The organism is Xanthobacter versatilis (assembly GCF_043193975.1).
GTDB classification, from domain to species: domain Bacteria; phylum Pseudomonadota; class Alphaproteobacteria; order Rhizobiales; family Xanthobacteraceae; genus Xanthobacter; species Xanthobacter autotrophicus_E.
On the sequence record NZ_JBAFVB010000006.1, the window covers coordinates 134444 to 160703 of the forward strand.

Below are 26260 nucleotides of genomic sequence, written 5' to 3' on the forward strand. Positions count from 1 at the left end.
TCAGCGATAGGTCACGGCGTGCACGGCCGCGATCACGTCGGCGACCGTCGGCAGGGCCAGCTTCTCGAGGTTGGCGGCGTACGGCATGGGCACGTCCTTGCCCGTGACGCGCAGCACCGGGGCGTCGAGATAGTCGAAGGCCTTGTCCATAAGCTGGGCGACGATCTCGGCGCCGACGCCGGACTGCGGCCAGCCCTCTTCCACGCTCACGCAGCGGCCGGTCTTCTTCACCGAGGCGATGATGGTGTCCACGTCCATGGGGCGGATGGTGCGCAGGTCGATGACCTCCGCCTCGATGCCCTGCTTGGCCAGCTCGTCCGCCGCCTTCAGCGCATAGGTCATGCCGATGGAGAAGGAGACCAGGGTCACGTCCTTGCCGCTCCGGGCGATGCGCGCCTTGCCGATGGGCAGCACGAAATCATCCAGCTTCGGCACCTCGAAGGAGTGGCCGTAGAGGATCTCGTTCTCAAGGAAGATGACCGGGTTGGGGTCGCGGATGGCGGCCTTCAAGAGGCCCTTGGCGTCGGCCGCCGTATAAGGCGCGATCACCCGCAGGCCCGGCACGTTGGAGTACCAGGAGGTATAGTCCTGGCTGTGCTGGGCGGCGACGCGGGCGGCGGCGCCGTTGGGGCCGCGGAACACGACGGAGCAGTGCATCTGCCCGCCCGACATGTAGAGGGTCTTCGCCGCCGAGTTGATGATGTGGTCGATGGCCTGCATGGCGAAGTTGAAGGTCATGAACTCGATGATGGGCTTCAGGCCCGCCATGGCTGCACCCACGCCGACGCCGGCAAAGCCATGCTCGGTGATGGGGGTATCGATCACGCGCCGCTCGCCGAACTCCTGGAGCAGCCCCTGGGTGATCTTGTAGGCGCCCTGATATTCGGCCACTTCCTCGCCCATGACGAAGACATCGCCGTCGCGGCGCATTTCCTCGGCCATGGCGTCGCGCAGGGCCTCGCGGACGGTCTGGGTGACGAATTCGGTGCCGGCCGGCACTTCCGGATCGGGCTGGGCCACCGCCTGCGGGGCGATCACCGCCGGCGCCGCGGGGGCGGGCGCTGTGGCCGGGGCCGGGGCGCTCTCGGCCGCCTTGGGGGCGGGAGCCGGAGCGGCGTTCGCATCTTCGCCGTCGGCGAGGATGGTGGCGATGGGGGTGTTCACCGCCACGTCCTGGGCGCCCTCGGGTACGAGGATGCGGCCGAGGATGCCTTCGTCGATGGACTCCACCTCCATGGTGGCCTTGTCGGTCTCGATCTCGGCAAGCACGTCACCGGATTTGACGGTGTCGCCTTCCTTCTTGAGCCACTTGGTGAGATTGCCCTTCTCCATGGTGGGAGACAGGGCCGGCATGAGGACTTCGATGGCCATGGCTGTCAGCTCTTGCTCGGCGCGCCCGCGGGCGCGGCCGGCGCGGAGCCGGCCGGGGCCACGGGGGGCTTGTAGGTGAGATTGGTGTAGGCGGAGATGGCGGCGACCGCGACGGTCACGGACACGAAGAAGGCGATGGCCGCCTTGCCGGTCCGCACCGCGTCGATGTCAGCCTCGCGGCCCCGCCGCTGCACGGCGAAGGGCCAGAGCGCGAGAAGGGCGTAGCTCGCCGCGCCGCCCCCCTGCCCGGCCGCGCGGTTGGCGGCGATGGCCTTTAGGCCTCCGCGCACCGCGACGGCCCAAGCAATCAGCGCCGCGACAAGCGCGAGGCCGGCGAGGATATGGAACAGCGCGGCCACGGCCCGCCGCTCAGCGCAGGATGTCCGTGTACAGCTCCGACGCGTCGGGCTCGGGATCGTTGGTGGCGAAGTCCGCCGCCTCGTTGACGATCTCGCGGACCTCGGCGTCGAACTTCTTCAGCTCGTCCTCGGTCGCGCCGTGGGTTTCCAGCAGACGGTTGCGGACCTGCTCGATGGGATCGTGCTCGGTGCGCATCTTCTGGACCTCCTCCTTGGACCGGTACTTGGCCGGGTCCGACATGGAGTGACCGCGATAGCGGTAGGTCTGCATTTCCAGGATGTAGGGACCGTTGCCCTCGCGGGCGAAGGCGAGCGCCCGCTCGCCGGCGGCCTTCACCGCCTGCACGTCCATGCCATCCACCTGCTCGCCGGGGATGTTGAAGGAGGTGCCGCGCTTGGAGAAGTCCTGCTGCGCCGAGGCGCGGGACACCGAGGTGCCCATGGCATACTTGTTGTTCTCGATCACATACACGACCGGGAGCTTCCACAGCTCGGCCATGTTGAAGCTCTCGTAGACTTGGCCCTGGTTGGCCGCGCCGTCGCCGAAATAGGTGACCGAGACGGCGCCATTGTTGCGGTAGCGATCGGCGAAGGCGAGGCCGGTGCCGAGCGAGACCTGGGCGCCGACGATGCCGTGGCCGCCGAAGAACTGCTTCTCGATGCTGAACATGTGCATCGAGCCGCCCTTGCCCTTGGACAGGCCGCCGCGGCGGCCCGTCAGCTCGGCCATGACGCCGCGAGCGGCCATGCCGGTGGACAGCATGTGGCCGTGGTCGCGATAGCCGGTGATGACCTGGTCACCCGGCTTCATGGCCATCTGCATGCCCACCACCACGGCCTCCTGGCCGATGTAGAGATGGCAGAAGCCGCCGATGAGGCCCATGCCGTACATCTGGCCGGCCTTCTCCTCGAAGCGGCGGATGAGCAGCATCTCGCGGTAGGCGAGAAGATCCTGGTCTTTGGTGAAGGGGGCCGGGGCCGAGGCATCGGCAACGCGGGCAATAGACTTTTTGGCCATCGGCATCCTCAGGAAGCGCTGGAACTGCGCCTTCCTAACTCAGCTCCCTGTGCCCTCAAAGCGCCAATTTTCGTGTTGTGCGCTGCAACACGTTGCAAACGCTTGATTCTGCTACAATGAACTCGAAAATGGTTCATTTCGATCATGAACTTAAATGCAGTTCATTTGCTGCGAAGCAGCACCAGATCCTTCCCGTTTATGAAGTTAAGCTGACGCCGTGCCTCCTCGTCCAGCATGTCGGGATCGAGCTGGGTCGGGGCGAGCAGGGACACCTTGTTCTCCATCGCCCGGCGCTGCGCCTTCAGGCCGGCCAGCTCGGCTTCCAGGGCCTTCATCTCCTGCTCATAGTTGCGCTTGGCCACCAGCCCATGGTCGCCATTGTAGGCGTGATAGGCAAAGTAGCCGATGAGCGCCGCCGCTCCCAGGTGGAGGGCGAGCGTGGCGAGGATGGATTGGAGGCGCGAGCGGCTTTGCATGGCCGCATCCTCGCCGCTTCGGGTTTCCGTCGTCTTAAGGCGCGGCCACCTGTTGCGTCATCCCGCCTTGCGCCTTCGTAGCTTGCGTCTTCGTGCCTTGCGTCTTCTTGCGGGAGGGCGTTCATTGCCCGCAAGCGCGTGCGCCGTTCGGCCGGCATGGCAGGCGAGCGCAAGCGCGCACCCTTTTCTCAACACTTCAGAGCCGGACAGGCAGCGCCGTGGAATGGACCGACGAGGGCATCGTGCTGGGGGTGCGGCGGCACGGCGAGGGCAATGCCATCGTGGAATTGCTGACCCGCCTGCGCGGCCGGCACCTCGGCATGGTGCGCGGCGGCGCCTCGCGGCGGCAGGCGCCCCTGCTCCAGCCCGGCAACACGGTGAGCGCCACCTGGCGGGCGCGGCTCGACGAGCACATGGGCAATTATGCGCTGGAGCCGGCGGTGGTGCGCACCGAGGTGCTCATGCGCGCGCCCCACGCCGCCTTCGGCTTCACCCATATGGCGCAGATCCTTCACCTGTTGCCGGAGCGTGATCCGCACGAAGGCCTCTTCCTCACCGTCGGCGCCATCCTGGACGCCTTCGAGGACCGAGAATCGGCAGGCCGGCTGCTCGCCCGCTTTGAGCTGGCGTTGCTGGCGGAGCTGGGGTTCGGGCTGGAGCTGGAAACCTGCGCCGCCACAGGACGCCGGGAGGACCTGGTCTATGTCTCGCCGAAAAGCGGGCGGGCAGTCTGCGGGGAGGCGGGCGCGCCCTATGCGGATCGGCTGTTCGCCCTGCCCCGCTTCCTGGTGGATGGCACCGCCCCGCCCGCCGGCGATGTGGAGGATGCGCTGCGCCTCACCGGCTACTTTCTGCTGACCCGGGTGCTGGAGCCGCGCGGGCTCGGCCTGTCCGATGCGCGCGCGGCCTTCATTTCAGCCTGGCGCCGGAGCATTGCCCCAGCCTGAGGCCATCACCAATAGCGGCGCGGACCCACCCACACATTCCGGCATCTGGTCACCCAATGGGGGCGCCCATTCCACCAGCGGCGTTCCTGCCAGCACCGACGAACCCAGCGCACGTCTTCCACCTGGGCCTGCGCCTGCGCCTGGCCAGCGAAGGTGGAACCGCTTCCCACCAGCGATCCGGCCGACGCCGAAGGCACGGCACCAAGAAGCGCCAACGCGACAATACCTCCCGCCGCAAGAGCTGCCGTCTTCATTTTCGGACCTCCTCATGGCACGAGCGTACTCACCGCCCGGCCTTATGATGCTGAAACGTCGCTGGGGCGGGATTTTGTTCCATCCTTGGAATCTAACGTCTTTCAAAACCGGTTGACTGCACCTCCACCGCGAATTTTTGCCATTATTGACCTAGGGGAACGGTGGCGAATTCATCTCCCGTTCAGCATTCGGGCGGTGGCACGCTTTTCATCGGGCGCTTGTGGGACGTGCCGATGATGCCCCCGGTCTAGAAAGGCAGCTTGTGGCTCGCCCCCGCGCGCGGTAACTGGCAGGCATGGCCACGCGCACACTTCCGCCCGGCGACGGGCACATCGAGAAAGTCACGCTCAAGGAGGCGCTGGAAGAGCGCTACCTGGCTTACGCCCTCTCGACCATCATGCACCGCGCCCTGCCCGACGCGCGCGATGGTCTCAAGCCGGTGCACCGGCGCATCCTCCACGCCATGCGCCAGCTGCGGCTGGATCCGGGCCAGGGCTTCAAGAAGTCCGCCCGCGTGGTGGGCGACGTGATCGGCAAGTTTCACCCCCACGGCGACCAGTCGGTCTATGACGCGCTGGTGCGCCTTGCCCAGGATTTCGCCCAGCGCTACCCACTGGTGGACGGACAGGGCAATTTCGGCAACGTGGACGGCGATAACGCCGCCGCCATGCGATACACCGAGGCCCGCCTCACCGAGACCGCCCGCCTGCTGCTGGACGGCATCGACGAGGACGCGGTGGACTTCCGCCCGACCTATGACGGCTCGGAAGAAGAGCCGGCGGTGCTGCCGGCTGCCTTCCCGAACCTGCTGGCCAACGGCTCGCAGGGCATCGCGGTGGGTATGGCCACCTCCATCCCGCCCCATAATGCCGCCGAACTGCTGGACGCGGCGCTCCATCTCATCGACCATCCGGAGGCCCCGGCCTTCGACCTGCTCCAGTTCGTCCCCGGCCCGGACTTCCCCACCGGCGGCGTGCTGGTGGAGGACCCGGTGGGCGTGGCCGAGGCCTATGCCACTGGCCGCGGCTCGTTTCGCGTGCGGGCGCGCTGGGAGAAGGAGGAGACCGGGCGCGGCACCTATGTGGTGGTGGTCACCGAGATCCCCTACGGCGTCGCCAAGTCGCGCCTCGTGGAGAAGATCGCGGAGCTGCTCACCGACAAGAAGCTGCCGCTGCTCGCCGACGTGCGCGACGAGAGCGCCGAGGACATCCGCCTGGTGCTGGAGCCGCGCGCCCGCACGGTGGATGCCGAGGTGCTCATGGAGAGCCTGTTCAAGCTCACCGAGCTTGAGGCCCGCATCCCGCTCAACATGAACGTGCTGGTGCGCGGGCAGGTCCCCAAGGTGCTCTCCCTTTCGGAAGCGCTCCGGGAATGGCTCGACCACCGCCGCGACGTGCTGCTGCGTCGCTCGCGCTATCGGCTGGAACAGATCGCGCACCGGCTGGAGGTGCTCGGCGGCTACCTCATCGCCTATCTCAACCTCGACGAGGTGATCCGCATCATCCGCGAGGAGGACGAGCCCAAGCAGGAATTGATGCGCACGTTCGAGCTGACCGACGTGCAGACGGAAGCCATCCTCAACATGCGGCTGCGCTCCCTGCGCCGGCTGGAGGAGATGGAGATCCGCAAGGAGCACGACGCCCTGAGCAAGGAGCAGGACGGCCTGAACAAGCTGGTGGCCTCCGAGGCGGCGCAGTGGAAGTCCATCGCCAAGGAAATCCGCGAGACCCGCAAGACCTACGGCCCCGAGACTGCCATCGGCCGGCGCCGCACCACGTTCGCGGCGCCCCCCACCTTCCATGAGGACGCCTTCACCGAGGCACTGGTGGAGCGCGAGCCGGTGACCATCGTGGTCTCCGCCAAGGGCTGGATCCGGGCGCTGAAGGGCCATGTGCAGGACCTGTCCAACCTGCAGTTCAAGGGCGACGACAGCCTGGGCCACGCCTTCTTCGCCGAGACCACCTCCAAGGTCATGGTCTTCGCCTCCAACGGGCGCTTCTACACGCTGGAGGCCGCCAAGCTGCCCGGCGGGCGCGGCCACGGCGAGCCGGTGCGCCTCATGATCGACCTGGAGCAGGAGGCGGAGATCGTCTCCGTCTTCGCCTATCAGCCCGGCCGCAAGCTGCTGTTGGCCTCCAAGGAGGGACGCGGCTTCGTGGTGGGCGAGGACGACTGCCTCGCCAACACCCGCAAGGGCAAGCAGGTGCTCGTCACCGATCCGCCGGACGCGGCGCTGGCGGTGCGCTTCGTGGAGGGCGACTGGGTGGCGGTGATCGGCGACAACCGCAAGCTGCTGCTGTTCCCGCTCAACCAGGTTCCTGAAATGACCCGTGGGCGCGGCGTGCGTTTCCAACGATACCGCGAGGGCGGGCTGTCGGACCTGAAGGCCTTCTCCATGGCCTCGGGCCTGACCTGGGAGGACACCTCCGGCCGCACCTGGACCGTGACGGAGTTGCTGGAATGGCAGGGCGAGCGCGCCTCGGCCGGTCGGCTGCCGCCCAAGGGCTTCCCCCGCAGCAACAAATTCAGCTGAGCTGATGGCCGGCCCGCCCGCCGATTCCGGACCTGCCGATCCTGCGCCGGCCGGTACCGGGGCGCCGGTCTCCATCCTCGCCCGTTTTGTCGCCGCCGTCCGGGCCAGCGTGCGCGAGCGGGAAGTTGCGCTGGTGGGGATCGCGGCGGTGATGGGTATGCTCGCCGGGCTCGCGGCCAGCGCCATGAGCCAGACCACCCAATGGATGCACGAGGCGCTGTTCCAGCTCGCCCCCGGCGACCGGCTCAGCGCCGCTCCGGCCCTGGCCTCGACCTGGATGGTTCTGGTCCCGGTGGCGGGCGGGCTGGCCATGGGGCTCATCGCCCTCGCCCTGAAGCGCTGGCGCCGACGCAATTTCGTCGACCCCATCGAGGCCAATGCGCTGCACGGCGGGCGCATGTCGCTGACCGACAGCATCATCGTGTCGCTGCAGACCATGGTCTCCAACGGCTTCGGCGCGTCGCTCGGGCTGGAGGCGGGCTATTCGCAGATCGGCGGAGGCATCGCCGCCCGCCTCGGACGGGCCTTCCACCTGCGGCGCAACGACCTCCGGATCCTGGTGGGCGCGGGGGCGGCGGCGGGCATCGGCGCGGCCTTCGATGCGCCGCTCATGGGCGCCTTCTACGGCTTCGAGATCATTATCGGCAGCTATTCCATCCCGGCAGCCGCCCCGGTGCTGGCGTCCACCGTCTCGGCGGTGATGGTGGCGCGGCTGCTCGGGGTCCATGTGGACCCGCTGAACATCCCGCTTGATGTGCTGGTGCAGCCCCTCGACATCCTGCCCATCGCTCTGCTGGGGCTGCTGGCGGCGGGGGTCGCCATCCTCATCATGCGCCTGGTCACCGGAGTGGAGATGCTGTTTGGCAAGAGCGGCATTCCCGCGCCGCTGCGGCCGGCGGTGGCGGGCCTTGGCGTCGGCGCGCTGGCGCTCTACAGCCCGCAGGTGCTCTCCGACGGCCATGGCGCGCTGCACCTGCAGGTGGACAGCCCGGTGGCACTCTCGGTGGCGATCATCTTCGGCCTGAAGATCCTGGCTTCGGCCCTGTCCATCGGCTCGGGATTTCGCGGCGGCCTGTTCTTCGCCTCGCTGTTTCTCGGGGCGCTGATGGGTAAGCTCTATGGCGGCGCGCTCGCCGTGCTATGGCCGTCGCTCCAGCTCGATCCGGCGGTCACCGCGGTGGCCGGCATGGGGGCGCTGGCGGTGGGCATCATCGGCGGGCCGCTCACCATGACCTTCCTGGTGCTGGAGATGACGCGGGACCTCGCCCTGTCCGGCTATGTGCTGGCGGCGGCGGTGGTGACCTCCCTCGCGGTGCGGGAGACCTTCGGCTACTCCTTCTCCACCTGGCGCTTTCACCTGCGCGGAGAGAGCATCCGCAGCGCGCAAGACGTGGGCTGGATGCGCGAGTTGACCGTCGCCCGCATGATGCGCACCGACATGGCCACCTTCCCCGAGCATGGCACCATCGGCGCCCTGCGCACGGCCTTCCCGCTGGGCGCGCGGCGGATGGTGGTGCTGGTGGACGGCGCTGGCGCCTATGCCGGTCTGGTGCGTGTGGTGGAGGCCCATGCGGCCGAGCACGATCCCGCTGAAGCCGTCTCCCGGCTTGCCACCCATCACGACGACATGCTGCTGCCGGCCATGAACGTGCAGGAGGCGGCGCTGGCCTTCGATGCGGCCAAGGCCGAGGATCTCGCCGTGGTGAACGACCGCGCCACCCGCCGCCTCATGGGCCTTTTGGGCGAGGCCCACGTGCTGCGACGCTACGCCGAGGAGCTGGACAAGGCCCGGCAAGGTCTCGGCGCGGAGGTCTGAGGGGCGCGCACGTCTGATACGATGGCGGCCGAAGAGCCGCCCGCCTTCAGCCCCGTTCAGCCGCCCTTGGGAAATTCCAGCCCCATCTCGCGGTAGCGTTCGGGGTCGTCCGCCCAGCTTTCGCGCACCTTCACGAACAGGAACAGGTGCACCGGCTGCTCGATGATCCCGGCAATCTCCGCCCGGGATTCCGAGGAGATGGTCTTGATGGTGCTGCCGCCCTTGCCAAGCACGATCTTGCGCTGGCTTTCGCGCTCCACATAGATGGTCTGCTCGATGCGCACGGAGCCGTTGCGCAACTCCTTCCAGCTCTCGGTTTCCACCGTGGAGCGGTAGGGCAGCTCGTCGTGCAGGCGCAGGAACATCTTTTCCCGGGTGATTTCCGCCGCGAGCATGCGCATGGGCGCATCCGACACCTGGTCCTCCGGATAGAGCCAGGGGCTGAGCGGCACCTGCTCGGCGAACCAGCGGCGCACGTCGGCAACCCCGTCGCCGGTCAGGGCGGAGACCATGAACACCCGGTCGAACGCCAGCTTCTCGTTGATCTGCGCGGCAAGCGCCAGCAGCGTGTCGCGGCGGATGATGTCGATCTTGTTGAGAATCAGCGCCCGCGGCTTGTGGATCTGCGAGAGCGGGGCAAGCAGGGCCTCGATGTCCTCGTCCAGACCGCGCTTGGCGTCCACCAGCAGCGCGATCACGTCGGCGTCGGCGGCATGGGTCCAGGCGCTGGACACCATGGCGCGCTCCAGCCGGCGCTTGGGCGAGAAGATGCCGGGGGTGTCCACCAGCACCAGCTGGGCCGCGCCATCCAGCGCGATGCCCCGCACAATGGCGCGGGTGGTCTGCACCTTGTGGGAGACGATGGACACCTTGGTGCCCACCAACTGGTTGGTCAGCGTGGACTTGCCCGCATTGGGCGCGCCCAGAAGCGCGACGAAGCCGCAGCGGGTCGGTCCCTCAAGAGGCGGCAGGACGCGCGGCGCGACATCGTGCTCCTCGTCGAAATCGTCGTCCTCGTCGTCGAAGTCCTCGTCGGACAGCGCGCCGTCCGGCAGTTCGTCCTCCGGCAGCTCGTGCTCCGCGTCCTGCGGCGACCCTTTGGCCGCGCTCGACACATCACTGGCCGGAGCGCCGTTGCCGGGGCCGCTCTCATCCGGGCTGTTCTTATCCGGGCTGTTCTTGGGGTCCTTGGGACCCCTCCCTGCCGGTGCCATCACGACTCGTCCTTTTTCCACACGCCCTCACGGACGAGGAAAGCGGCGGCTGCCGCCTTCTGCGCATTCTGCTTGGAGGCCCCGTCCGCCTGCTCGGAGGCCAGGCCCGGAAGATCCACCGCCACGGTGAACCGGGGGGCGTGGTCCGGACCGGAACGGGTCACCTCCCGATAGGAAGGCGGCGGCAGGCCGCGGGCCTGCGCCCATTCCTGCAACACCGTCTTGGCGTCCCGCAGCGGCCGGCGCGGGGTCTCCAGGCGGGGTCGCCAGAAGCGCTCCACCACCTGGTGGGCCGCCTCGTAGCCACCGTCGAGGAACACCGCCGCCACCACGCCTTCCGCCACATCGGCAAGGATGGCCCGCCGCTTGTGGGCGCCGGACTGGCTCTCGCCGGGGCCGAGGCGGATGAAGGGGCCGAGATCCATGTCCTGCGCCACCTCGGCGCAGGCCTCCTCGCGCACCAATTCGGCGAGCCGGCGCGAAAGCTCGCCCTCCTCCCCTTCCGGGAAGGCAAGATAGAGCATGTGCGACACCACCGAGCCGAGCACGTGGTCGCCCAGGAACTCCATGCGCTGGTAGGAGCGCAGGCGCGGAGCTTCGCCTTTCACGGCGCTGATGTGGGAGAGCGCGAGCTCAAGGATCGACCGGTCACGGAAGCGATAGCCGATCCGCTCTTCTACGGACGCGAGGTCAGAGCCCACCGCGTTCAATGTACCCGAGAGAACAGCCGATCCCATCGCACCGTCCAAGGCCAAGTCCAAACCTGCCACGCGGACGCGCCCTCGTCGACCGAGAAGAAGATCACCTGCGCCTTGCCGATGAGATTCTCGAAGGGAACGTAGCCGACCTGGCTCAAAACCCGGCTGTCCGCCGAGTTATCACGATTATCGCCCATCATGAAGTAGTGGCCCGGAGGGACGTCATAGACGGGGGTGTTGTCGTAGAAGCCGTTATCCACCAGATCGAGGGTCTCGAAGGAGACGCCGTTGGGCAGGGTCTCGCGCCAGCGCTTCACCGGGACCTTGCGGCCGGTGCCGTCATCCTCGGACACGTCGGGAAGGCGCTCGCGCTGCACCGGCGTGCCGTTGATGTGCAAAAGGCCACCGATCATCTGGATCTTGTCGCCGGGCATGCCGATGACGCGCTTGATGTAGTCCGTCTCGTTGTCGCGCGGCAGCTTGAACACCACCACGTCGCCGCGCGTGGGCTCCGAGCCGAAGATGCGGCCGGAGAACAGGTTGGGCGAGAAGGGAATCGAGAAGCGCGAATAGCCGTAGCTGTACTTGGAGACGAAGAGATAGTCGCCGATCAGCAGGGTGTCCTTCATGGACCCGGACGGGATGTTGAAAGGCTGGAACAGGAAGGTCCGGATCACCAGCGCAATCAGAAGCGCATGGACGATCACGCGGACGGTTTCGAGGAAACCGCCGTCCTTCTTGGAGTCGCTGGTCGCGGTCATCTGTTGTCCAAAAAATCCCGGGTGAGGCGCAGGGTAGATGAAACTGCGCCGAAACTGAGGAGAGACGCCGGATCGGCGCCCGTGTCCACAGGGCCAAGGTCGCTTGATGGCCCCTATAGAGGCTTCGTCGGCTCCCGGCAACGCACGTGCCTGAGCCTCCCGCTGGGTCACACGCCCGTCTTGGGTACCGCCGATATGATCACATAGGCCGCTGTCAGCGGCCCTTCGTCGGTAAGGGACAGGTGGATGTGCGGCTCATAGCCGTCCGGCACCAGCGCGGCGAGGCGGCGGGCGGCGCCTCCGGTGAGCATCAGGGTCGGCTGGCCGGACGGCAGGTTCACCACCTCCATGTCGCGCCAGAACACGCCGTGGCTGAGGCCGGTGCCCAGCGCCTTGGAGCAGGCTTCCTTGGCAGCAAAGCGCTTGGCGTAGGTCTCGGCGCGCAGCTTGCGCTGGTCCGCCTTGCGCCGCTCTCCAGGCGTGAACACCCGGTCGAGGAACCGGTCGCCGAACCGCTCGATGGAGCGGGCGATGCGCCGGGCGTCCGAGAAGTCCGAGCCGATGCCGATGATCATGCCGCCGCGCCGTCCCCGACGGCGGCCCGGCCCGCCGCGATGGCCGCCCGCATGCGCGCGATGGCCTGGTCGAGCCCCACGAAAATGGCCTCGCCGATGAGGAAGTGGCCGATGTTCAGCTCCACGATCTGCGGGAAGGCGGCGATGCGCTCGGCGGTGGCATAGTCGAGGCCGTGGCCCGCATGGACCTCCAGCCCGAGCCCCGCCGCCTGCCGCGCCCCGGCCTTCAGCCGCACGAACTCGGCCTCGGCCTCCACATGCCGGCCTTCCGTCACCGCGTCGCACCAGGCGCCGGTGTGCAGTTCCACGATGTCCGCGCCGAGCTCGGCCGCCGCCGCGATCTGGGCCGGATCCGCCGCGATGAACAGGGAGACGCGGATGCCCGCCGCCTTCAGCCGGGCGATCCGGGGCGCAAGCTCCGCCCGCTGGCCGGCAGCATCGAGCCCACCCTCGGTGGTGCGCTCCTCGCGCCGCTCGGGCACCAGGCAGCAGGCGTTGGGACGGACGCGGCAGGCGATGGCAACCATCTCCTCGGTCGCCGCCATCTCGAAATTGAGCGGCAGGTCGATCTCGGCCTTCAGCCGCTCCATGTCCGCGTCGCGAATGTGGCGGCGGTCTTCGCGCAAGTGGGCGGTAATGCCATGGGCTCCGGCGGCCTTGGCGAGGGCGGCGGCGCGCACCGGGTCGGGAAGGGCGCCGCCGCGCGCGTTGCGCACCGTCGCCACGTGATCGACGTTCACTCCGAGCCGCACCGGCTTCAGCACCGCCATCGTCCCTGCTCCCTGCTCCGCTGCGGCTTATGGATGGGCGCGCCCCGCTCGCAGCGGGTCAGCCGTTCACGCGCTCCACCTGGGCCACCACCTCGCGGGCCTTCAGGTCCGCCATGATGGTGTTGAGGTGCCTGAGGTCGAACACCTCGATGTCGATCACCATCTCGTGGAAATCCGCCGAGCGGGAGCGCATCTGGAGACCGTCGATATTGCCGCCGCGATCGCCGATGGCGCCGGCCACCTGGGCCAGCGAGCCGGGTGCGTTGCGGGCGGTCACGATGATGCGGGCCGGGAAGCGGCCGTCCGAGAGCTCGTCCACGTCCCAGCGCACGTCGAGCCAGCGCTCGGGCGCATCCTCGAAACTCTGCAGGGACGGCGACTGAATTGGGTAGATGGTGATCCCCTCCCCCGGCGTGAGAATGCCGACGATGCGGTCACCCGGCACCGCGCCCCCCTCCGGCGCGAATCGCACCGGAAGCTCACCGTTGATGCCGCGGATGGGAATGGCGTCGAGACGCTCGGCATCCTCCCCATCCCGTGGCTTGGCGCCCTCGGGGATCTTGAACTTGAGGTTGTGGCCGCGCTTCAGCTCGAACCAACCCTCGCCGTTGATCTGACGGTCGGTGCGGTCTTCCGCGCGCGGCGGCTGCCAGTCGGGATAGACGGCGCGGATGAGATCGTCGGTCTTGATCTCGCCCCGGCCCACGGCGGCGAACACATCCTCGGCGGCTGTGCGGGCGAGGCGCGGCGTGCCCTTGGCCACCGCATCCTCCGAGAACACCTTGCCGGCCTTGGCAAAAGCCCGCTCGGCGATCTTTCGGCCGAGGCCGGCATATTGGGCGCGCACGGCGGTGCGGGTCGCACGGCGCACGGCGGCCCGCGCCTTGCCGGTGACGGCGATGGTTTCCCACGCGCCGGGCGGCGTCTGCGCCTTGGAGGTGATGATCTCCACCTCGTCGCCGTTCTTCAGCTCCGACACCAGGGGCGCGATGGAGCCGTTGATCTTGCAGCCCACCGCCGTATTGCCCACGTCGGTATGCACGGCATAGGCGAAATCGATGGGCGTCGCCTTGCGCGGCAGCGCGATCAGCCGCCCCTTGGGGGTGAAGCAGAACACCTGGTCGTGGAACAGCTCGAGCTTGGTGTGCTCCAGGAACTCCTCCGGCGAGAGGCCCTGCGACAGGTTCTCGATGGTCTTGCGCAGCCAGGCGTAGGCCCGGCTCTCGTGGGAGAGCATGGCCCCCGGCGCGCCGGACGCATCCTTGTAGAGGGCGTGGGCGGCGATGCCGTATTCGGCGATCTCCTCCATGTCCCGGGTGCGGATCTGCATCTCGACCCGCTGCCGGCGCGGTCCCACCACCGTGGTGTGGAGCGAGCGGTAGTCGTTGGGCTTGGGGGTGGAGATATAGTCCTTGAAGCGGCCGGGCACGATGGCCCACTTGGTGTGGATCACCCCCAGCGCGCGATAGCAGTCCTCCACCGAACCGACGATGACGCGGAAGCCGTAGAGGTCGGACAATTGCTCGAAGCCGATGGCCTTGCGCTCCATCTTGCCCCAGATGGAGTACGGCCGCTTCTCACGCCCCTTCACCTCGGCCGCGATGCCGCGCCGTTCCAGCTCGTCCTTCAGCTCGCGCTCGATCTCCTGCACCACGGCGCCGTTGCCCTGGCGCAGTTCCGAGACCCTCTCGGCGATGGATTCGTAGGCCTCCGGCGAGAGCTGGCGGAAGGACAGGTCCTCCAGTTCCTCGCGCATGTCCTGCATGCCCATGCGGGCGGCGAGCGGGGCGTAGATGTCCAGCGTCTCCTGCGCCACGCGATCGCGCTTCTCCGGCGGCACCCACTTCAGGGTGCGCATGTTGTGGAGGCGGTCGGCGAGCTTGACGAGGAGCACCCGCACGTCGTCGGCGATGGCGAGGAGCAGCTTGCGCAGGTTTTCCGCCTGCTTGGCCTGCTTGGAGACGAGGTCCAGCTTCTTGATCTTGGTGAGGCCCTCCACCAGCGTCGCGATCTGGTGACCGAACAGGCGCTCGATCTCCACCTTGGTGGCGCTGGTATCCTCGATGGTGTCGTGCAGCAGGGCCGAGACGATGGTGGCATCGTCCAGCTTGAGATCGGTGAGGATCGCCGCGACTTCCAGGGGATGGGAGAAATAGGGGTCGCCGGACGCGCGCAGCTGGCTGCCGTGCGCGCGCATGGCATACACATAGGCGCGGTCGAGCAGCGCCTCGTCGGTGTTGGGATTATACCGTCGAACGCGCTCGACGAGTTCGTATTGGCGCATCATGGCCGGGAACGATCCGTCGCAGCACGGGCGGGGCAGGTTCAGCGCGCCCGCCCTATCCTTGTTTGACCCTTGATATCATGGCGAGGGGGGCCACGCGCAAGGCGCACCTAGCCCTTGTACGCGGAAAAACGCTGCGGCACGACGGCTTTGACCCTGCATGCCCGCCGGGGCTCCTGGCGGGGGTCGGGTCACCGTAACGGAAGGATGACGGCGCGCGGCACCCGCTTTTCATCGGCACGCCCGCCGATTATGGATCAGGTAACGCGCCACGGGCATCCCCCGCCAGAAGCGCTTCCGTGCCGCCGGCCCTGCAACGCCCCTCCAAGAAAAGCCTGCACCCATGAGCGCGCTGCCATGAGCGACCTGTTCGGCCTCGCCTTTCCCTTCTTCGGGCTGATCTTCCTCGGCTATTTCTGTGGCTGGCGGGTCCGGCTGCCGGAAAGCGGGCTCGCCTGGCTGACATTCTTCGTCATCTATGTGGCGCTGCCGGCGCTGTTCTATCACATCGTGGCGCAGACGCCGATCCACGAGCTGGCCAATCCCGCCTTCATCCTGGCGGTGGTGGCGTCCACGGCGACCACCTCCCTCATCGCGCTCGCCATCGGCCTTTACTTTCGGCGCGGGCATGTAGGCGAGGCCGCCATCGCCGTCACCATCGGCGCCTATGCCAATGTGGGCTACATGGGGCCGGGCCTGACGCTGGCCGCCCTCGGTCAGGCGGCGGCGACGCCGGCGGCGCTCATCTTCGCCTGCGACAGCCTGCTGTTCTTCACCATCGTGCCCCTGCTCATGAGCATGCGCGGACGCGGCGAGAGCCTGCTGCACACCCTTGGCCTCATTGCGAAGCGGGTGCTCACCCACCCCTTCAACATTGCGACCATGCTGGGGGTGCTGGCAGCGGCGCTGGAGTTCCGCGAGCCGGAGCCGCTGTCGCGCATGCTGGATTTCCTGCGCAATGCCGCCGCCCCCTGCGCGCTGTTCGCGCTGGGCGTCACCGTGGCGCTCCGGCCGCTGAAGCGGGTGCCGGTGGAACTGGGGCCTCTGCTGGTGCTGAAGCTGGTGCTGCACCCGATGATCGCGCTGGTGTCGCTCAGCCTGTTCGGGCCGTTCTCGCAGGTCTGGACCGAGACGCTGCTGCTGATGGCGGCGCTGCCGCCGGCGCTGAACGTGTTCGTGCTGGCGCGGCAGTACCATGTGTTCATGGAGGAGGCGTCCGCCGCCGTCCTCCTCGGCACCCTGTTCTCGGTGGTGACGGTGACCGGCATGCTCTATCTGCTGCGCGGGCACCTCATCCCGCTCAGCCTGTTCTGAGGCCCGAGGCCTGCGCCTCAAGCCGCCTTGTCGCCGATACCGAGCCGCATCAGCGTGCGCCGGAGAGGTCCCACCCGGTCGAGCAGATAGAGGCCGAAGCCGCGCACGCCCTGGATCGGCAGCAGGTCCGAGAGGAGCGAACGGTTGAGCAGGTCCACCGCCCGCATGCGGCCGAACACGTCGCGCTGACGCGCCGCCGCATAGCGCGACAGCAGCGCCTCCCCGCCCACGTCCTCGCCCCCGGCGAAGGCATCCGCCACGAAGGCCACCAATGCCCCTGCGTCGCGCAGGCCGAGATTGAGGCCCTGCGCGCCGATGGGCGGCATGATGTGGGCGGCCTCGCTGATAAGGGCGATGCGATCCGCCACCAGCCGCTCCGCCGTCTCCGCCGCCAGCGGGAAGGCGCCACGGCCGCCCTCCATCTCGAAGCGGCCGAGCACGGAGGAGGCCCGCGCCTCCAGCTCCCGCGCCAGCGCCATGTCGTCGAGGCCGAGCAGGCGGATCGCCTCCCGCTCCGTGACCACGCAGACGATGGAGGAACGATCCCCCGTCAGCGGCACGAGGGTGAAGGGACCGGTCTCGGTGTGGAATTCGGTGGAGGTGTCCTCGTGCGAGCGGGTGTGGCGCACGGTGGCGGTGAAGGCCACCTGCGGATAGGACCGGGTGCGCATGGTAATGCCCGCCGCCCCCCGCACCCGCGACTGGCGTCCATCCGCCCCCACCACCAGGCGGGCGCGCAGGGCGGAACCGTCCGCGAGACGCAGGGTAAGGGCGTCGGGCGCAAACTCGATGCGCTCCAGCGCGGTGCGCGCGATGTGAAGGTTGGGCTGCTGCATGGCCTTGGCAAGCAGGCCGTTGCGCAGGGCATCGTTCTCGATGTTGTAGCCGAAGGTGGACAGGCCGATTTCCGCCGACCGGAAGGTGACTTCCGGCGCCCGCACAAGCCGGCGGGTGGCATCGGCGATGCGCATGTCGCGCAACGGCGCCGCGCGCGGCTCCAGCTCCGCCCACAGGCCGAAATCCTCAAGGATGCGCACCGAGCCTTCCAGCAGCGCCGTGGTGCGGTGGTCGGCCCCGCGATCGGGTCCGGTGACGAGGGCCGTGGGCACGCCCCGCGCGGCGAGCCCCAGGGCGGTGGCAAGCCCGGCCGGACCCGCGCCCACCACGATCACCTCGTGAAGGTCGTCACGGTGGGTATCGCCGTGGTGGATGTCCTCTTGCGCCATCGCAGCCTCCCCGCCGCCGTGTCTCCGGCGCAGCGCACACTAGAACCAGCTTGGGGCCGAGAAAAGGCGGCGCAGCCCCGAGTCAGGGCCTCAAGATGCCACGCCGCAAGGCTTTGGCGTAGGATCCGGTACGATGCAGCGGCGCGGCGTGTTGCCCCATCGGCACGCGCGGCGCCTTTCGCGCGACGATCGGCACCGGACATCTTGCGGTGCGCGCGAGTTCCCCCATTCTGGCGCGGACTTGAGTGCTGGGGGATGGGATGCTGGACTGGATTACGTCGCCGGAAGCCTGGGCGGCACTCGTGACGCTCACGGCCATGGAGATCATCCTCGGCATCGACAATGTGGTCTTCATCTCCCTGGTGGTGCAGAAGCTGCCCCCGGCCCAGGCGCTGCGGGCGCGGCAGGTGGGGCTTTCCGCCGCGCTCATCCTGCGCATCGCGCTGCTGTTCGCGCTCACCTGGCTCATCGGCCTGCAGCAGACCCTGTTCTCCGCCTTCGGCCACGATTTCTCCTGGCGCGACATCATCCTCATGGGCGGCGGTGCCTTCCTCATCGCCAAGGCCACCCAGGAAATGCACGGCGCGCTGGAGGGCGAGGACGAGCTGGAGGCCGACGACGGCCCTGGCACCTACGCCCAGCGCGCCTTCCTGGCGGTGGTGGCGCAGGTGATCCTGCTCGACCTCGTGTTCTCGGTGGACTCGATCCTCACCGCCATCGGCATGGCGGAGCACCTCGCCATCATGGTGCTGGCGGTGATCATCGCGGTGTCGATCATGTTCGCCGCGTCCGGCCCGCTCTCGGCCTTCATCGCCGCCCATCCCACCACCAAGATGCTGGCGCTGGCCTTCCTCGTGCTCATCGGCGTCACGCTGGTGGCGGACGGCTTCGGCGCCCACATCCCGAAGGGCTACATCTATGCGGCCATGGCCTTCTCGGTGATGGTGGAGATGCTGAACGTCGCCGCCACCGGCCGGCGCCGGCGGCGGATCGCGGCGCGGCACGCGGAGGAGCAGCAATGACCGACAAGGTGCTCGTGGTGACAGGCGGCAGCCGGGGCATCGGCGCCGCCTGCGTGATCAGGGCCGCGAAGGCGGGCTATGGCCGGATCGCGCTGAACTACACCAGCGATGCCGCCGCGGCCGAGGCCACCGCCGCAGCCGCTCGCGCCCACGGCGCCGAGGTGGCGGTGATCAAGGGCGACATGGCCGTCCCCGCAGACATCGCCCACCTGTTTGACGAGACCGACGCCCGCCTCGGCCCGGTGACCCATCTTATCAACAACGCCGGCATTACCGGCCGCTCCGGGCCCTTTGCCGATGCGGATCCGGCCGAGATCGCCCGCGTCATCGACCTCAACGTCACCGGCGCGCTGCTGGTGGCGCAGGCGGCGGTGAAGCGCATGTCCACGGCGCGCGGCGGCAAGGGTGGCGCCATCGTCAACATCTCCTCCATGGCGGCGATCCTGGGCTCGGCCGGCGAATATGTCTGGTACGCCGCGAGCAAGGGTGCCATCGACAGCTTCACCATCGGCCTCGGCCGCGAGCTGGCGCGGGAAGGGGTGCGGGTGAACGGAGTGGCGCCGGGCCTCATCGCCACCGACATCCACGACGCCAGCGGCGTCACCGGCCGGCTGGACCGGCTGGCGCCCACCACGCCCATGGGCCGCGCCGGAACCGCCGACGAGGTGGCCGAGGCGGTGCTGTACCTGCTCTCGGATGCGGCGAGCTACACCACCGGCGCCATCCTCAGGGTCTCCGGCGGGCGCTGAGGGTGCTTGCGGGCGTCCCGCGCCGGCCTATGATCCCGGCGTCTCGGCAGGAAAAGGGGTCTGGCGTCATGGTCCATGCGGTTCGGGTGCATCAGACGGGCGGTCCCGAGGTGCTGGCCTATGAGGCGGTCGAGGTGCCTCCCCCCGGGCGCGGCGAAGTGCAGATTCGCCAGACCGCCATCGGCCTCAATTTCATCGACGTTTATTTCCGCACCGGCCTCTACAAGGCCGCGAGCCTTCCCTTCATCCCCGGTAACGAGGGCGCCGGCGTGGTGGAGGCCGTGGGGCCGGACGTGAACGATTTCCATCCCGGCGACCGGGTCGCCTATGCCAGCGCCATCGGCGCCTATGCCGAGGTGCGCAACGTGCCGGCCGCCGTGCTGCTGCACCTGCCCGCCTCCATCGACGACCAGACCGCCGCCGCCATGATGCTGAAGGGCATGACGGCGCAGTATCTCGTGCGCCGCACCCATCACATCAAGCCGGGCGACGTGATTCTGGTACAGGCGGCAGCCGGCGGCGTGGGGCTCATCCTGTGCCAGTGGGCCAAGCACCTGGGCGCCACTGTCATCGGCACCGTGGGCTCCAAGGACAAGGCGGAGCTGGCCCTGTCCCACGGCTGCGACGAGGTGATTCTCTACCGGGACGAGGACTTCGTGCACCGGGTGAAGGAGATCACCGCCGGCAAGCTGTGCGACGTGGTCTATGACGGGGTGGGACAGGCGACCTATCCCGCCTCCCTCGACTGCCTGAAGCCGCTGGGCCTGTGGGTCAGCTTCGGCAACGCCTCCGGTGCCATCAAGAATTTCGACCTGCTCCAGCTGTCCCAGAAGGGCTCGCTGTTCGCCACCCGTCCGACCCTCGCCACCTTCGTGGCCAAGCGCCATGACCTGATCGCCACCGCCAACGACCTGTTCGAGGCGGTGCTGACCGGAGCGGTGAAGATCCCGGTCCACCAGACCTATGCGCTGAAGGACGTGCAGAAGGCCCACAAGGACCTCGAATCACGCAAGACCACCGGCTCCACCCTGCTGCTGCCGTAGGCTGCCGGCTTTCTAGCGTGGCGCCGCGGCATCCATGAGATGGCGCGCGGCATAGAGTTCCGGATAGAGCCGGTTGCGGAACTGGCTCGCCGCCGGCTCAACGCTCGCCAGCAGCCGGTCGATGGCGCCGGCCTGCTCGGTCTGCGCCCACGGGCGGCGGGGCGTGGGCCGGTCGTCGAGCCAGAATTCGCTCCAGTCGAACGTGGTCTCGATCAGCTCCCGCGCGAAGGCAGCGCCTTCCGCGAGCGCGCCCTGCAGCACCACGTCGATATAGGACTGGACCAGCGGGAACGCCGCGTCGGGCAGGACGCCGTTGTCCGGGGCGCCGGCCTCCCGATCAAGATAGATGCCCATCTGGACGCCCTTGGGCACATAGATCCATACCCGGCCGGAGCGCGGCAGTCCCTGCCAGCCCACCCCCTCAACCAGGGCCGGATCCACCTCCACCCGCCGGTAGCCACCCTCGCGCCGGTCGAAGGCGGCCATCTCCCCGGCGTCCAGCACGGGGAAGACCACGCCGTTGATGGAGGACGGCACCTCACCGTCGCGCGGCTGCCGCAGCCCCAGCGCGGTGAAGCCCGCTCCGGACCGCGCCCCGCCACGGGCGACGAAGGCTCGCACCAGCCCGAACCGCGCAGAAACCCGCGCCGGCACCGCCACCACCTGCCGGTGCGAGGTGGAGGTGCGCGACGACTCGCTGATGAGCGTGCCGTAGCCGAACAGGAAATCCGTCGGCTGGTCGGGCAGCCCCTCGCCCCAGAAATCGCGCGCGCGTGCCGGACCGCCGCCCGCGACAAGACCCGCAAGGCCGGTGAGCCCGAGCAGCACATCCCGCCGCGACGGCGATCGGAACCCGCGACGGACTTCCCCCTCACGCGCGCCGCCCGCGCGTCCTGCCATGAAGTCGTGTTGCACCGGCCCGCCACCTATGCTGCATTGCATTCAAGAGGTTGGCGGCTCGGCACGGAGCCATGCCGCCGGATCCACGGGGGGACACATGAAGCTGCCACGCCAATTCTTCAAGCCGCTGGCCATCGGTGCGCCCGCACCTTACCGCGAGCTGCCGGTGCAGCTGGAGCGCATGATTCACTTCGTGCCACCGCACCTCGAAAAGATGCGCGCGAAGGTGCCGGACATCGCCAAGCAGGTGGATGTGGTGCTCGGCAACCTCGAGGACGCCATCCCTTCCGACGCCAAGGAAGCCGCCCGCCGGGGCTTCATCGAGATGGCCAAGGCCACCGATTTCGGCTCCACCGGCCTGTGGACCCGCATCAACTGTCTCAACAGCCCCTGGGTGCTGGACGATATCGTTGAGATCGTCAGCGAGATCGGCGGCAAGCTCGACGTGATCATGCTGCCCAAGGTGGAAGGCGCCTGGGACGTGCACTATCTCGACCAGCTGCTGGCCCAGCTGGAGGCCAAGCACGCCATCGGCAAGCCCATCCTCATCCACGCCATCCTGGAGACCGCCGAGGGCGTGAAGAATGTGGAGGAGATTGCCAGCGCCTCCCCGCGCATGCACGGCATGAGCCTCGGCCCGGCGGACCTTGCCGCCTCCCGCGCCATGAAGACCACCCGCGTCGGCGGCGGCCATCCGGACTACAAAGTGCTAGCGGACGCGGACGGCGACAAGCCGCGCGCCGGCTACCAGCAGGACCTGTGGCACTACACCGTCGGCAAGATGGTGGACGCCTGCGCCGCCAACGGCATCAAGCCCTTCTACGGTCCGTTCGGCGACTTCTCGGATCTCGCCGCCTGCGAGAGCCAGTTCCGCAACGCCTTCCTGCAGGGCTGCGTCGGCGCCTGGTCGCTGCACCCCACCCAGATCGACATCGCCAAGCGCGTGTTCTCCCCCGATCCGGGCGAGGTGGCCTTCGCGCTCAAGATCCTGGAAGCCATGCCCGACGGCGCCGGCGCGGTGATGATCGACGGCAAGATGCAGGACGACGCCACCTGGAAGCAGGCCAAGGTGATCGTCGATCTTGCCCGTATTGTCGCAGCCAAGGATCCGGAAATGGGCAAAGCCTACGGACTGTGACAGAATTGATTAACCTTGCAGTACATTGCCGTTACGGAAGGTCGATCGCGACGGCACAGTGAAGAGGCGGGACATGGGCAGTCACGACAAAGCGCGCGCGAAACCCGCCACCGGCGCGCCTGCGCCGGATGGCACTTCCATCGCGTCTGCACCCGAGGCCGACGCGATGACGCAGGACGCCAAGGCTGGAGCGCCGGCCGGAGCGGCCGAGGGCAAGAGCATCGCTGCCGCCCCTGAAGGTGCGGCCGCCCTGCCGCTTTCGGGCGCGGCGGCGGACTTCCACTCCACCATGCGTGAGGGCAAGTTCCGCATCGGAGAGGTGGTGCGGCACAAGCACTTCCCCTTCCGCGGCGTGGTCTTCGACGTGGACCCGGTGTTCGACAACACCGAGGAATGGTGGCTCTCCATCCCCGAGGAGATCCGCCCCCACAAGGACCAGCCCTTCTACCACCTGCTCGCCGAGAATGCGGACAGCGAGTATGTCGCCTACGTCTCCGAGCAGAACCTGGAGCGGGACTTCTCCGAGGAGCCGGTGCGCCACCCCAAGGTGAACGAAGCCCTGACGGACGACGGCGCCGGCGGCTGGCGGGTGCGGCGCGACCTCATCAACTGAACGTCGGTCCCGCCACCGGGCGGGACAGGCCGTACAGGTCCACAGACATAAAAAGGGCCGGCATCTGCATGCCGGCCCTTTTTGCTGATCTCTGGCAGGGCGGCGCGCCGCCCTGAAATCACGTCATCAGGTCCACTGGACCAAGATCACTGGGCGCCCTGCGCCTTGGCGCGCTCGAGCTCCTGGCCCTTCTTCAGGAGAGCGGCCTTGCCCTGCTCTTCCTGCTGCTGGGCTGCGGCGCGGGCCTCTTCCATGCGCTTGCGCTCCTGCTCCATGGCCACCTTGGCGTCCATGCCGGCACCATCGTAAGCCTTGCCGAAATCGGCGTTGGAGATGGGCAGGCTCAGGGTGCGGCCGGTGCCGTTCACCATCTGCAGGTACACCGCATTGGCCTTGCGGAACTTGGCGATGAAGCTGCCGTCGACCTCAAGGTCGCCGACGCAGGTGGCGCCGCCGCCCTGGATGGGCTGGCACAGCACGAACGGGATATTCACCGGGTCCTTGTCGAGGGTGATGCGCAGGCCGGGCTGGAGCCGCATGCCGAGCGGCACGGAAACGTTGATGCGCTTCTTCGGCTCGTCCTGCATCTCGACGATGTCGACCTTGGCGATGGCCTGATTCTCGACGCCAAGCACCTGGGTGAGCACGCACACCTGCTTCTTCCGCTCCGGGATCTCCTGGCAGATCTTCTGCCACGGGGAGGCGGAGAATTTTACGTCGGCTTCGCCCTGGGGCTGGCCGGGGGCTGCCTGGCCCTGCTGGGGCGCGCCAGCGGCGGGCGCCTGGGCGGCCGGAGCAGCGGGCTTGGCGGCGGGCTTGGCGGCGGGCTTGGCCGCAGGCGCGGGCTGGGCCGGCGGGGTCTGGGAAAAGGCCGGGCCGGCGAACGCCACAGCGAGCAGCGTTGCGGCAACCCCGGCCGTGAGCCGCGCGTTGAATTTGGTCATGGTCATCGTGGCCTTTCTTGTGGTCTGAGCCGCCGGGGCTCCGGCCGCGCACGCGCTGAGGCCGGGGCGCCGTACCCCCCTCTCTCGGACACCGGCTCTCTCAAGCCCAATTGAGGCGAGAAGGTGACGGGCCAAAGCCGCACGGGGAACACGCACGCCCACACTCGCTCCTGGCGCCGGGACAGCGTGTGCTACCTTGCCGAGGAATAAGGCCAACAAACGGCCGACCGGCTGGTTTGAACAGTCAAATGTGCCACGGCGGTACCTTAAGGATCGGCGGCGGTCCATACGATTCGTGAACCGGACGGCGCGCATGCTGGTGGGGCGGCCGGCAGCGGCAGGCTGGGGCGGCGAGCTGGGAAGGCGTGATGCGGAGCGGTTTCAGCCAGCATGGGCGATGGGCCGGGCGCGGGTCCGGAAGAGGCGGCGGCGCCAGGCCGTGGCTCCTCGCGCTCCTGCTCCTCGGCACGCCGGCGCAGGTGTCCGGACAAGCATCCGCCCAGGTGCTGGACAGGGCGCCGGCCATCGCCATGCGCGGCACCCCCGACCTGCCCGCGACCTTCGCCGCCCTGCCCTATGCCGACCCCAATGCGCCCAAGGGCGGGCATCTGGACCTGTCGCTGCTGGGCACCTTCGACAGCCTCAACCCCTTCATCGTCAAGGGTTCCGCGCCGCTCATCATGCGCAATTACGTGATCGAGAGCCTGATGGCGCGCTCCCTCGACGAGCCGTTCACGCTCTACCCGCTGCTGGCGCAGAGCGTGACCAGCGATGCCGAGCGCAGCTTCGTCGCCTTCGCCCTCAACCCCGCCGCCCGCTTCTCCGACGGCAGCCCGGTCACCGCCGACGACGTGCTGTTCTCGTTCACGCTCATGCGCGACATGGGCCGGCCAAACCACCGTCTTTATTACGGAAAAATCGCCAGAGCCGAGGCGCCGGATCCCCACACCGTCCGCTTCACCTTCACCGAGCCGGACCCGGAACTGCCGCTCATCATGGGCCTCATGCCCGTGTTCAAAAAGGCCAGCATCGACCGCGACCGCTTCGAGGAGACCACCCTCACCCCCCTCACCGGCTCGGGTCCCTACCGGGTCGGGGCGGTGGATGCGGGGGCGTCCGTGACGCTGGAGCGCAACCCGGACTATTGGGGGCGCACCGTTCCGTTCAACCGAGGTCTCTATAACTTCGACAGGATCCGCTTCTTCTACTTCAGGGACGCCAACACCGAGTTCGAGGCCTTCAAGAAGGGGCTCATCGACGCCCGCTTCGAGACCGACCCCGGCCGCTGGGAGACCGGATACGACTTTCCCGCCGCGCGCTCGGGGGACGTGGTCAAGGAGCTGATTCCGACCGGAACGCCAAAGCCTTATTCGGCCTTCGTGTTCAACACGCGCCGCCCGCTGTTCGCCGATCGACGGGTCCGCCAGGCCCTCATCGAGCTGTTCGATTTCGAGTGGCTGGACAAGAATTTCTACCACGGCCTCTACCGGCGCACGGCGAGCTACTTTGAAGGTTCGGTGCTTTCAAGTTCGGGCGTGCCGGCCGACGCCCGCGAGCGGGCCCTGCTCGACCCCTACCCCGATGCCGTGGTGCCGGAGGTGCTGGCCGGCACCTTCCGCCCGCCGGTCTCCGACGGCTCCGGCCGCGATCGGGAGCGGCTGAAGTCCGCGCTCCAGCTTCTCGACAAGGCGGGCTGGATGCTGCGGCAGGGGGCGCTGGTGAACCGGGAGACCGGACGGCCCTTCGCCTTCGAGATCATGGTGGCCACCCGCGAGCAGGAGCGCCTCGCCCTGGCCTACCAGAGCCAGCTCAAAAGGGCGGGCATCGCCGCACAGGTGCGGTATGTGGATGCAGTGCAGTTCGATGCCCGGCGGGGCGCCTATGAGTTCGACATGATGCCCTTTGCCTGGAGCCAGTCGCTCTCCCCCGGCAACGAGCAGGCGTTCTATTTCGGCTCCGCCGCCGCTGACACGCCGGGCTCACGCAACTATATGGGGGCGAAATCCCCCGCCATCGATGCCGCCATCGCCGCCTTGCTGGCGGCCCGCGACGAGGACGAATATGTGTCCGCCGCCCGCGCCCTCGACCGGGTGCTGGTGTCCGGGGCCTATGGGGTGCCGCTGTTCCACACGCCGGGCCAGTGGCTTGCCCGCTGGACGCGGATCGAGCGGCCCCAGCGCGCCTCGCTCTACGGCACCCTGCCCGAGACCTGGTGGCGCGTGCCCGGCAAATAG

General features: G+C 68.3%; 23 protein-coding genes. 10 read left to right on the forward strand and 13 right to left on the reverse strand.

Annotated elements, in window-relative coordinates:
• The 4 genes from V5F66_RS13580 to V5F66_RS13595 form a co-directional block, all read right to left on the reverse strand.
• Entirely contained in the window at window positions 1–1371 is a 1371-nt protein-coding gene (locus tag V5F66_RS13580; protein ID WP_012115862.1) for a pyruvate dehydrogenase complex E1 component subunit beta, read from the reverse strand.
• A gap of 5 nt (window positions 1372–1376) precedes the next feature.
• A complete protein-coding gene (locus tag V5F66_RS13585; protein ID WP_012115861.1) occupies window positions 1377–1730 on the reverse strand; it encodes a hypothetical protein in 354 nt (117 codons plus the stop codon).
• 10 nt (window positions 1731–1740) lie between these two features.
• The gene (gene pdhA / locus V5F66_RS13590) at window positions 1741–2754 is read right to left on the reverse strand and encodes a pyruvate dehydrogenase (acetyl-transferring) E1 component subunit alpha (protein WP_394000194.1); all 1014 of its coding nucleotides are present in this window, start codon (window positions 2752–2754) and stop codon (window positions 1741–1743) included.
• 155 nt (window positions 2755–2909) lie between these two features.
• Window positions 2910–3224 carry an FtsB family cell division protein gene (locus V5F66_RS13595; protein WP_012115859.1) on the reverse strand — a complete coding sequence of 105 codons (315 nt, stop codon included), beginning with the start codon at window positions 3222–3224 and terminating at the stop codon, window positions 2910–2912.
• A 218-nt stretch (window positions 3225–3442) separates the two neighbouring features.
• Between V5F66_RS13595 and recO the strand changes: the two genes are divergently transcribed.
• The 3 genes from recO to V5F66_RS13610 all read left to right on the forward strand — a co-directional run bounded on the left by recO (window position 3443) and on the right by V5F66_RS13610 (window position 8775).
• Window positions 3443–4171 carry a DNA repair protein RecO gene (recO, locus tag V5F66_RS13600; protein WP_394000196.1) on the forward strand — a complete coding sequence of 243 codons (729 nt, stop codon included), beginning with the start codon at window positions 3443–3445 and terminating at the stop codon, window positions 4169–4171.
• A 550-nt stretch (window positions 4172–4721) separates the two neighbouring features.
• Window positions 4722–6959, forward strand: coding sequence for a DNA topoisomerase IV subunit A (parC, locus tag V5F66_RS13605; protein ID WP_012115856.1), 2238 nt, complete (start codon window positions 4722–4724; stop codon window positions 6957–6959).
• Between the two features lie 4 nt (window positions 6960–6963).
• Window positions 6964–8775 carry a chloride channel protein gene (locus V5F66_RS13610; RefSeq protein ID WP_394094037.1) on the forward strand — a complete coding sequence of 604 codons (1812 nt, stop codon included), beginning with the start codon at window positions 6964–6966 and terminating at the stop codon, window positions 8773–8775.
• A gap of 56 nt (window positions 8776–8831) precedes the next feature.
• Here the strand turns inward: V5F66_RS13610 and era are convergent, their stop codons facing one another.
• From era to V5F66_RS13640, 6 genes are all read right to left on the reverse strand, one after another.
• Window positions 8832–9989 (reverse strand): GTPase Era, encoded by a 1158-nt coding sequence (gene era, locus V5F66_RS13615; RefSeq protein WP_394094038.1) that lies wholly within the window; start codon window positions 9987–9989, stop codon window positions 8832–8834.
• A complete protein-coding gene (gene rnc, locus V5F66_RS13620) occupies window positions 9989–10726 on the reverse strand; it encodes a ribonuclease III (RefSeq protein ID WP_049776007.1) in 738 nt (245 codons plus the stop codon). Before rnc ends, era begins: the two co-directional genes overlap by 1 nt.
• On the reverse strand, window positions 10696–11448 hold the full coding sequence (gene lepB, locus V5F66_RS13625; RefSeq protein ID WP_012115852.1) for a signal peptidase I: 753 nt from the start codon (window positions 11446–11448) through the stop codon (window positions 10696–10698). Before lepB ends, rnc begins: the two co-directional genes overlap by 31 nt.
• Window positions 11449–11615: 167 nt before the next feature.
• Window positions 11616–12023 carry a holo-ACP synthase gene (gene acpS, locus V5F66_RS13630; RefSeq protein ID WP_012115851.1) on the reverse strand — a complete coding sequence of 136 codons (408 nt, stop codon included), beginning with the start codon at window positions 12021–12023 and terminating at the stop codon, window positions 11616–11618.
• Window positions 12020–12793 carry a pyridoxine 5'-phosphate synthase gene (locus V5F66_RS13635; protein WP_394000201.1) on the reverse strand — a complete coding sequence of 258 codons (774 nt, stop codon included), beginning with the start codon at window positions 12791–12793 and terminating at the stop codon, window positions 12020–12022. Before V5F66_RS13635 ends, acpS begins: the two co-directional genes overlap by 4 nt.
• Before the next feature lie 58 nt (window positions 12794–12851).
• The gene (locus V5F66_RS13640) at window positions 12852–15080 is read right to left on the reverse strand and encodes a RelA/SpoT family protein (RefSeq protein WP_394000203.1); all 2229 of its coding nucleotides are present in this window, start codon (window positions 15078–15080) and stop codon (window positions 12852–12854) included.
• 354 nt (window positions 15081–15434) lie between these two features.
• Here V5F66_RS13640 and V5F66_RS13645 point away from each other — a divergent pair, with 354 nt between their 5' ends.
• Window positions 15435–16391, forward strand: coding sequence for an AEC family transporter (locus V5F66_RS13645; protein ID WP_394094039.1), 957 nt, complete (start codon window positions 15435–15437; stop codon window positions 16389–16391).
• 17 nt (window positions 16392–16408) lie between these two features.
• On the opposite strand, the gene V5F66_RS13650 is transcribed toward V5F66_RS13645, so the two are convergent.
• Window positions 16409–17617 (reverse strand): UbiH/UbiF family hydroxylase, encoded by a 1209-nt coding sequence (locus tag V5F66_RS13650; protein ID WP_394094040.1) that lies wholly within the window; start codon window positions 17615–17617, stop codon window positions 16409–16411.
• Window positions 17618–17877: 260 nt separating this feature from the next.
• Here V5F66_RS13650 and V5F66_RS13655 point away from each other — a divergent pair, with 260 nt between their 5' ends.
• The 3 genes from V5F66_RS13655 (at window position 17878) to V5F66_RS13665 (ending at window position 20431) form a co-directional block, all read left to right on the forward strand.
• Entirely contained in the window at window positions 17878–18639 is a 762-nt protein-coding gene (locus V5F66_RS13655; RefSeq protein ID WP_394000209.1) for a TerC family protein, read from the forward strand.
• On the forward strand, window positions 18636–19388 hold the full coding sequence (locus V5F66_RS13660; RefSeq protein ID WP_394000211.1) for an SDR family oxidoreductase: 753 nt from the start codon (window positions 18636–18638) through the stop codon (window positions 19386–19388). Before V5F66_RS13655 ends, V5F66_RS13660 begins: the two co-directional genes overlap by 4 nt.
• A gap of 68 nt (window positions 19389–19456) precedes the next feature.
• On the forward strand, window positions 19457–20431 hold the full coding sequence (locus V5F66_RS13665; RefSeq protein WP_012115844.1) for a quinone oxidoreductase family protein: 975 nt from the start codon (window positions 19457–19459) through the stop codon (window positions 20429–20431).
• Window positions 20432–20443: 12 nt separating this feature from the next.
• Here the strand turns inward: V5F66_RS13665 and V5F66_RS13670 are convergent, their stop codons facing one another.
• Window positions 20444–21259, reverse strand: a complete 816-nt coding sequence (locus V5F66_RS13670; protein ID WP_394094041.1) for a gamma-glutamylcyclotransferase family protein — start codon at window positions 21257–21259, stop codon at window positions 20444–20446.
• A gap of 169 nt (window positions 21260–21428) precedes the next feature.
• On the opposite strand from V5F66_RS13670, the gene V5F66_RS13675 reads away from it, so the two are divergent.
• The gene (locus tag V5F66_RS13675; protein WP_012115842.1) at window positions 21429–22469 is read left to right on the forward strand and encodes an HpcH/HpaI aldolase/citrate lyase family protein; all 1041 of its coding nucleotides are present in this window, start codon (window positions 21429–21431) and stop codon (window positions 22467–22469) included.
• A gap of 289 nt (window positions 22470–22758) precedes the next feature.
• The gene (hspQ, locus tag V5F66_RS13680) at window positions 22759–23082 is read left to right on the forward strand and encodes a heat shock protein HspQ (protein WP_012115841.1); all 324 of its coding nucleotides are present in this window, start codon (window positions 22759–22761) and stop codon (window positions 23080–23082) included.
• Between the two features lie 146 nt (window positions 23083–23228).
• Here the strand turns inward: hspQ and V5F66_RS13685 are convergent, their stop codons facing one another.
• Entirely contained in the window at window positions 23229–24032 is an 804-nt protein-coding gene (locus tag V5F66_RS13685; protein ID WP_012115840.1) for an invasion associated locus B family protein, read from the reverse strand.
• A gap of 362 nt (window positions 24033–24394) precedes the next feature.
• Here V5F66_RS13685 and V5F66_RS13690 point away from each other — a divergent pair, with 362 nt between their 5' ends.
• A complete protein-coding gene (locus tag V5F66_RS13690) occupies window positions 24395–26260 on the forward strand; it encodes an extracellular solute-binding protein (protein WP_394094042.1) in 1866 nt (621 codons plus the stop codon).

Excerpts from the sequence above, each read along its gene's own strand:
- V5F66_RS13580 (WP_012115862.1), bottom strand. The coding sequence starts at position 1,371 with ATGGCCATCGAAGTCCTCATGCCGGCCCTGTCTCCCACCATGGAGAAG.
- pdhA (WP_394000194.1), bottom strand. The coding sequence starts at position 2,754 with ATGCCGATGGCCAAAAAGTCTATTGCCCGCGTTGCCGATGCCTCGGCC.
- V5F66_RS13595 (WP_012115859.1), bottom strand. The coding sequence starts at position 3,224 with ATGCAAAGCCGCTCGCGCCTCCAATCCATCCTCGCCACGCTCGCCCTC.
- parC (WP_012115856.1), top strand. The coding sequence starts at position 4,722 with ATGGCCACGCGCACACTTCCGCCCGGCGACGGGCACATCGAGAAAGTC.
- V5F66_RS13610 (WP_394094037.1), top strand. The coding sequence starts at position 6,964 with ATGGCCGGCCCGCCCGCCGATTCCGGACCTGCCGATCCTGCGCCGGCC.
- era (WP_394094038.1), bottom strand. The coding sequence starts at position 9,989 with ATGGCACCGGCAGGGAGGGGTCCCAAGGACCCCAAGAACAGCCCGGAT.
- rnc (WP_049776007.1), bottom strand. The coding sequence starts at position 10,726 with ATGGGATCGGCTGTTCTCTCGGGTACATTGAACGCGGTGGGCTCTGAC.
- lepB (WP_012115852.1), bottom strand. The coding sequence starts at position 11,448 with ATGACCGCGACCAGCGACTCCAAGAAGGACGGCGGTTTCCTCGAAACC.
- acpS (WP_012115851.1), bottom strand. The coding sequence starts at position 12,023 with ATGATCATCGGCATCGGCTCGGACTTCTCGGACGCCCGGCGCATCGCC.
- V5F66_RS13635 (WP_394000201.1), bottom strand. The coding sequence starts at position 12,793 with ATGGCGGTGCTGAAGCCGGTGCGGCTCGGAGTGAACGTCGATCACGTG.
- V5F66_RS13640 (WP_394000203.1), bottom strand. The coding sequence starts at position 15,080 with ATGATGCGCCAATACGAACTCGTCGAGCGCGTTCGACGGTATAATCCC.
- V5F66_RS13645 (WP_394094039.1), top strand. The coding sequence starts at position 15,435 with ATGAGCGACCTGTTCGGCCTCGCCTTTCCCTTCTTCGGGCTGATCTTC.
- V5F66_RS13650 (WP_394094040.1), bottom strand. The coding sequence starts at position 17,617 with ATGGCGCAAGAGGACATCCACCACGGCGATACCCACCGTGACGACCTT.
- V5F66_RS13655 (WP_394000209.1), top strand. The coding sequence starts at position 17,878 with ATGCTGGACTGGATTACGTCGCCGGAAGCCTGGGCGGCACTCGTGACG.
- V5F66_RS13660 (WP_394000211.1), top strand. The coding sequence starts at position 18,636 with ATGACCGACAAGGTGCTCGTGGTGACAGGCGGCAGCCGGGGCATCGGC.
- V5F66_RS13665 (WP_012115844.1), top strand. The coding sequence starts at position 19,457 with ATGGTCCATGCGGTTCGGGTGCATCAGACGGGCGGTCCCGAGGTGCTG.
- V5F66_RS13675 (WP_012115842.1), top strand. The coding sequence starts at position 21,429 with ATGAAGCTGCCACGCCAATTCTTCAAGCCGCTGGCCATCGGTGCGCCC.
- hspQ (WP_012115841.1), top strand. The coding sequence starts at position 22,759 with ATGCGTGAGGGCAAGTTCCGCATCGGAGAGGTGGTGCGGCACAAGCAC.
- V5F66_RS13685 (WP_012115840.1), bottom strand. The coding sequence starts at position 24,032 with ATGACCATGACCAAATTCAACGCGCGGCTCACGGCCGGGGTTGCCGCA.
- V5F66_RS13690 (WP_394094042.1), top strand. The coding sequence starts at position 24,395 with ATGCGGAGCGGTTTCAGCCAGCATGGGCGATGGGCCGGGCGCGGGTCC.